Origin of the sequence: Methylibium sp., from assembly GCF_013817365.1 — a bacterium.
In the GTDB taxonomy this organism is placed as follows: Bacteria; Pseudomonadota; Gammaproteobacteria; order Burkholderiales; family Burkholderiaceae_C; genus Methylibium.
In genome coordinates this window covers 1-5800 of record NZ_JACDCU010000272.1, presented here as the reverse complement: position 1 = coordinate 5800, position 5800 = coordinate 1, and the positions used below count along the sequence as shown (strand labels likewise).

Sequence of the window (5800 nt, the reverse complement as noted above, 5' to 3'; positions counted from 1 at the left end):
ATCAGGCTCAGGCCGATCAACAGCGCGGCCAGCGCGAGCAGCCAGCGGTTGGTGCGGCTCAGCACCTCGATCAAGGTGTCGTCGACACGGTTGCTGGTGTTGACGGCAACGCGCGAGGCGCGCCTCAGTGCAAAGCGCAGCCCGAACGTGAATAGCAGATAAAAGCCCAGCGCCGCGGCGCAGGCCAGAGCCCAGTTCGTAAGCGGCACGCCCAGCAACGTCATCGTTGTGAACCAGGTAGCGGCAAAGTTCAGGTCGTTCATGCGCTGGGGGGCCTTTTCAAATGGAAGGACTGACGGGGAGCCAAGCGAGACGGCTTCGCTGCGTTCGGTGCGGACACCCGACGCTGCTTTGCAAGGGGCAAGAGCGATCGCCATGCAAGGCCGGCATTGTGGCGGCCTCGGTCGGGAGGCAAGTGCCCAGGCGCAACCCGAGGGGCGCCGACTGCAATAACTGTCCCCCATTGCACCGTGCCTCGCCGAGCGCCGCGCAAGTAGACCCACGCAGCGCTGGGGCGCGGCGACGGGGCGACATTGGCACGCGCCTTGCCGCGTTCAGGGCGGCGCCACCCGTCCGGATGTCGCGCCTCCCAACAAGGAGTCTTTCATGCCCAGTCACCACCACCGCTCCTGCATCGACGCCTGCTATGCCTGCGCCGATGCCTGCGATCACTGCGCCATTGCCTGCCTCGGCGAGCCGCAGCCCAAGCTCATGGCGCGCTGCGTCGCGCTCGACATCGATTGCGCCCAGCTTTGTCGTCTGGCCGCCGGCTTCATGGCGCGCGGAAGCGCCCACGACAGCGCCGCGTGCGCGCTGTGCGCCATGGTTTGCGAAGCCTGCGCCGAAGAGTGCAACCGGCACGCGATGGACCATTGCCAGCAGTGCGCCACGGCCTGCCGGCGATGCGCGAGCGAATGCCGCCAGATGGCCGAACGGCCCGCGCGCGCCAGCACACCGGCCGGCACGCACGTCGCCTAAGCCGCGCAAGGCGGCCCGGCCCGGTTCATACCCCCGGCACGAGCCGGGCACTTCGCTCAGCTGCGTTTCGGCGCGGCGACCGCCCTTGGCGGGCCGCATCGTCCGGGCGCAAGCCGACGGTATGCTTTTGCGTCCATCACGAGCCGGAGCCCGCCGATGCGTTTGCTGTTGGTCGAAGACGACCGCATGATCGGCGAGAGCCTGCGCGCCGCGCTGAGGCTCGAAGGCCACGCCGTCGATTGGGTGCGCGACGCCACGGCGGCACGGGCGGTGCTCGCCAGCGAGCGTTTCGATCTGGTGCTGCTCGACCTGGGCTTGCCCGAAGGCGGCCCGCGCGCGAGCGGCGCGGGCTCCTCTGTGGCCGAGCCCGGCTCAGGCACCGAGGCGCCCGGCAGCGAAGGCCTTGCCGTGCTGCGCAGCGTGCGCGCGCGCAACGACGCCACGCCGGTCATCGTGATCACCGCCCGCGACGCGCTCGGCCACCGCGTCGCCGGCCTCGATGCCGGCGCTGACGACTACCTCGTCAAGCCCTTCGAGTTCGAGGAACTCAATGCCCGCATCCGCGCCGTGCTGCGGCGCCACACCGGGCGAGCCCAGCCGCTGCTCGCGCACGGCGGCGTCACGCTCGATCCCGCCACCCGCCAGGTTGCGAAAGACGGCCAGCCCGTGCAGCTCTCGGCGCGCGAGTTCGCGGTGCTCGAAGCCTTGCTCACCCGCCCCGGCGCCCTGCTCTCGCGCGCGCAGCTCGAGGACCGCCTTTACGGCTGGGGCGAGGAGATCGAAAGCAACGCGGTTTCGGTCTATATCCACCAACTGCGCCGCAAGCTGGGGCCCGATTTCATCCAGAACGTGCGTGGCGTCGGCTACTTCGTCGGCGCGGCGCGCGGCGAAGCCGCCCCGACGCCTGCTTCGGCACCGCCACTGCCGCCGGCCACCGACGCATGAACTCGCTGCGCGTGCGGCTGCTGTTGCTGCTGGTGGCGATGCTCGCGCTCGCCGCCGCGGTGATGGGCGCCATCGCCTACCGCACGGTGCTCACCGAGACCGAAGCCCTGTTCGACTACCAGCTGCGCCAGATGGCGCTGTCGCTGCGCGACCAGGGCGAGATCGCCCCCCAGCAGGCCAGTGCGCTGGCCGACGGCCAGCTCGATTTCGTGGTGCAGATCTGGACGGCCGACGGCCGCAGCATCTACGCCTCGCGCCTGCACACCGCCCTGCCCTCGCGCGCCTACCTGGGCCTGGCTTATGTGTCGGTGGCGGGCGAGACTTGGCGCACCTTCAGCGTGGCCACACGAGACCGCGTCATTCAAGTCGCGCAGCCGCTGCAGATCCGCCGCCGGCTCGCCGCCGGCGCCGCGCTGCGCAGCGTGCGGCCGCTGCTCTTCGTCGCCCCGGTGCTCGCGCTGGCGATCTGGTGGCTGGCCTTGATCGCGCTGCGGCCGCTGCGCACGGTGGCGCGCGACGTGCAGCAGCGCAGCGAACAGTCGCTGCAACCGCTGCCCACACAAGGCTTGCCCGACGAGGTCTCGCCGCTCGTCGAGGCGCTCAACGGCCTGCTGCAGCGGCTCTCGCGCTCCTTCGACAACCAGCGCGCCTTCGTCGCCGACGCCGCCCACGAACTGCGCTCGCCGCTCACTGCGCTCAAGCTGCAGCTGCAACTTCTGCGGCGTGCGCCGGACGATGCCGCCCGGCTCGCAGCGGTCGACGCGCTGTCTGGCGGCATCGACCGCGCCGCACGGCTGGTCGAGCAGATGCTCACCCTGGCGCGCAGCGAGCCCGGCGCGCCGGGCCTGGCGATGGCGCCGCTCGACCTGAGCGAGACGGTGCGACTGGCGGTGGCGGACACGGTGCCCTTCGCCGTGTCACGCAACGTGGAGTTCGACCTCGATGCCGACGCGCCGGTGCCGCTCACCGGCGATGCGGCCGCGCTTGGCAGCCTGGCACGCAACCTCGCCGACAACGCCGTGCGGCATGCGCCGGACGGCTCGCGCGTCGAGCTGCGCGTGTTCAGCGATGCGGGAGTGCCGACGCTGCAGATCGACGATGCCGGCCCTGGCATTCCCGCTGCGGAACGCGAACGGGTGTTCGACCGCTTCTATCGCCGCTCCAACGAGCCGGAAGCGAGCGGCACAGGCCTGGGCCTGGCTATCGTGCGCAGCGTCGCTGCCGCGCACGGCGCCAGCGTAACGCTGGGCGAATCGAAGCCGAAAGGGCTGCGCGTGACGGTGCGCTTCAATGCGCAGGAAGCACACGCCCGGCGCTCGGCGAGCGCCGGCTGAACGAGCTGGCCCCCGCCACCCAACCCAACCCAACCCAACCCTGTCAGAGAAAATTTCGCGAAAATGCCTAATGCTGACGCATTCACGAATTAATCTTTTTCGGAAAGTCAAGCTACCGCGATGATGAGAAACTACCGAGTTCATTTCGATCGAAAACGGGGCCCTCGATGTCTTTCGATAGAATTCATACTTCTATTCCTGCTGATACGCCATTCGCTTTGCAGGTGGCGCTGGAGACAAGCCAGGTTGTGAAAGCCAAGGCGGAAGCCTGTGCCGACGAGTTGGCGTCGGCTAATAGTCGCGTCAAGCAAAAGATTGCCGACGGTGCAACCATGCTGTCGGCGCATAAGGCTTTGGCACACAGTCAGGCAGTTGAAACCACTGTGCAGGAATGTGCGGATGATTTAACCAGCGTGACGAAAACGCTGGTCGAAGGGATCGACGATCTTGAGCAGACTGAAATCGCCCTGATGCACTCGCACAAAGCCTTGGCGCAGAGCGAGGCTGCCTTGACGGTGGCACTGGAAGGCGAAAAACAAGCCACGTTGCGGGCTTTGCACGACCCCACAACCGGTTTACCGAACCGTGTCCTGTTCGACGACCGTTTGGCACACGCGATTGCCTTGGCAGAGCGGCATGGGTGGACGCTGGCGGTGATGTTTCTGGACTTGGACCGCTTTAAAAGCGTCAACGATGTGCACGGGCATGCGGCGGGAGATTCGGTATTGAAAGAGGTCGCAAGACGACTGTCACTCAATTGCCGGGACGAAGATACTGTATGCCGCAACGGTGGCGACGAGTTCCTGTACTTGTTGATGAATCCTCAGGGCAGCGAGAACATCGAGCGCATCGCCGGGTCGGTAGTGAAAAATATTGCACAGCCGATTCAAATCGCTGATCTGCAACTTTTCATCGAACCGAGCATCGGTATCGCTGTTTATCCGGGCGACGGGATGAGTGGAGAACAACTGATAAACAATGCCGATGCGGCAATGTACCGAGCTAAGAAAGGTATGAGTCGGTACGCATTGTTCTGCGCGCGAGAAGCAGAAACACTTCCGGCTTGAGCGCTTGACTGACGGCCTATCTGGTTTTGCCAGGGTGAAACAATACACCTGCAGCAGGCCGGCCGGTCCGACGAACTCCCCGGATGGCTTCCGAAGAGAACGCGCCAGCTCACGCCGCTTTTTGCAACACGGGCCGGCGCTGCGGCCTGAACCAAAGTCCGACCACGAACCAGGCGAGCGTCAGGGCCCCGACACTGCCTTCGTTCCAGACCAGATCCGGCTTGAGGCCGCGCAGGCAGAACAGCACGAGCCCGATGCCCAGCATGCCGTACACCCCGAACAGCGCGGTGTGGGCGTGCAAGGGGGTCAAGTTGACTGTGCTTAATCTTCGCTTAACCCAAAGCTAACCGAGCCCTAACCGGCGGCGCCTATCTTTCGTCGCATGCGGAGTTTCTCCGCGCCCTCTTCAAGGAGATCAGCATGCGAATGAAGTCCCTCAGCGCCGCCCTCGTCGCGGCAGGTGTACTGGCCGTCGGCACTGCCGGCGCGATCCAGAACGATTGGTTGCCGGGCGAGGCGCGAGCCGTCAAGACCAATGCCGTGATGGTGGCCACGGTGCCGGCCCAGCCGGTGCCGCAGCTTTCCGCCGACGCGGTGCCCAACTACCGCGCAATCGTGCAGCAGGCCGGGCCTGCCGTGGTCGGCATCACCGTGCAGGGCACGCGCAAATCGAACAGCGACGAAGGCCCCGAGCGTGGCCTGCCGCCGGGCTTCAAGCTGCCGCCGGGCTTCGAGAACAGCCCGTTCGCGCCCTTCTTCCGCGGCATGCCGCCCGGCGGCCAAGACGGCCCGCCGAGCCCGACGCGCGGCCAGGGTTCGGGCTTCATCATCAGCGAGGACGGCCTGATCCTGACCAACGCGCACGTCGTGCACGAAGCGGACGAAGTGACCGTCAAGCTCAGCGACCGCCGCGAGTTCACGGCCAAGGTGCTCGGCGCCGACGTGATGACCGACGTGGCCGTGCTCAAGATCGAGGCCAAGGACCTGCCGATGGTGCGCCTGGGCGACCCGGCCTCGCTGCAGGTCGGCGACCCGGTGCTGGCCATCGGCGCGCCGTTCGGCTTCGAGCAGACGGCCACGCAGGGCATCGTCAGTGGCAAGGGCCGCACCTTGCCGGGCGAATACTCGTCGGTGGTGCCGTTCATCCAGACCGACGCGGCCGTGAACCCCGGCAACTCGGGCGGCCCGCTGTTCGACGGCAGCGGCGCGGTGGTCGGCATCAACGCGCAGATCTACTCGCGCACCGGCGGCTACCAGGGCCTGAGCTTCTCGATCCCGATCAACGTGGCGCTCAAGGTCAAGGACCAGATCGTCGCGACCGGCAAGGCCTCGCATGCGCGGCTCGGCGTGGTGATCCAGGACGTGAACCAGGGCCTGGCCGAGTCCTTCAGCCTGAAGACGCCGGACGGCGCCCTGGTGGCCAGCGTGGCGCCGGACAGCCCGGCCGCGGCGGCCGGCCTGAAGTCGGGCGACGTG

The 5800-nt window shown here is 67.2% G+C and carries 6 protein-coding genes and 1 pseudogene; 5 read left to right on the top strand and 2 right to left on the bottom strand.

Annotated features, from left to right (window positions below):
* Nucleotides 1-377 (bottom strand): annotated as a pseudogene (locus H0W38_RS15315) (hypothetical protein); the annotation flags it as partial.
* 229 nt (nt 378-606) lie between these two features.
* Here H0W38_RS15315 and H0W38_RS15310 point away from each other — a divergent pair.
* The 4 genes from H0W38_RS15310 to H0W38_RS15295 all read left to right on the top strand — a co-directional run bounded on the left by H0W38_RS15310 (nt 607) and on the right by H0W38_RS15295 (nt 4324).
* Complete coding sequence (locus tag H0W38_RS15310; RefSeq protein ID WP_292455581.1) at nt 607-978, top strand: four-helix bundle copper-binding protein; 372 nt, start codon at nt 607-609, stop codon at nt 976-978.
* 156 nt (nt 979-1134) lie between these two features.
* Nucleotides 1135-1923 carry a response regulator transcription factor gene (locus tag H0W38_RS15305; protein ID WP_292455578.1) on the top strand — a complete coding sequence of 263 codons (789 nt, stop codon included), beginning with the start codon at nt 1135-1137 and terminating at the stop codon, nt 1921-1923.
* Nucleotides 1920-3257: an ATP-binding protein gene (locus H0W38_RS15300; RefSeq protein ID WP_292455575.1), complete on the top strand. Its 1338-nt coding sequence runs from the start codon at nt 1920-1922 to the stop codon at nt 3255-3257. The genes H0W38_RS15305 and H0W38_RS15300 overlap by 4 nt, the downstream gene beginning before the upstream one ends.
* A gap of 167 nt (nt 3258-3424) precedes the next feature.
* The gene (locus H0W38_RS15295; RefSeq protein ID WP_292455573.1) at nt 3425-4324 is read left to right on the top strand and encodes a GGDEF domain-containing protein; all 900 of its coding nucleotides are present in this window, start codon (nt 3425-3427) and stop codon (nt 4322-4324) included.
* A 109-nt stretch (nt 4325-4433) separates the two neighbouring features.
* On the opposite strand, the gene H0W38_RS15290 is transcribed toward H0W38_RS15295, so the two are convergent.
* A complete protein-coding gene (locus H0W38_RS15290) occupies nt 4434-4625 on the bottom strand; it encodes a hypothetical protein (protein ID WP_292455572.1) in 192 nt (63 codons plus the stop codon).
* A 119-nt stretch (nt 4626-4744) separates the two neighbouring features.
* On the opposite strand from H0W38_RS15290, the gene H0W38_RS15285 reads away from it, so the two are divergent.
* On the top strand, nt 4745-5800 hold a 1056-nt coding region (locus H0W38_RS15285), incomplete at its 3' end, for a trypsin-like peptidase domain-containing protein (protein WP_292455570.1).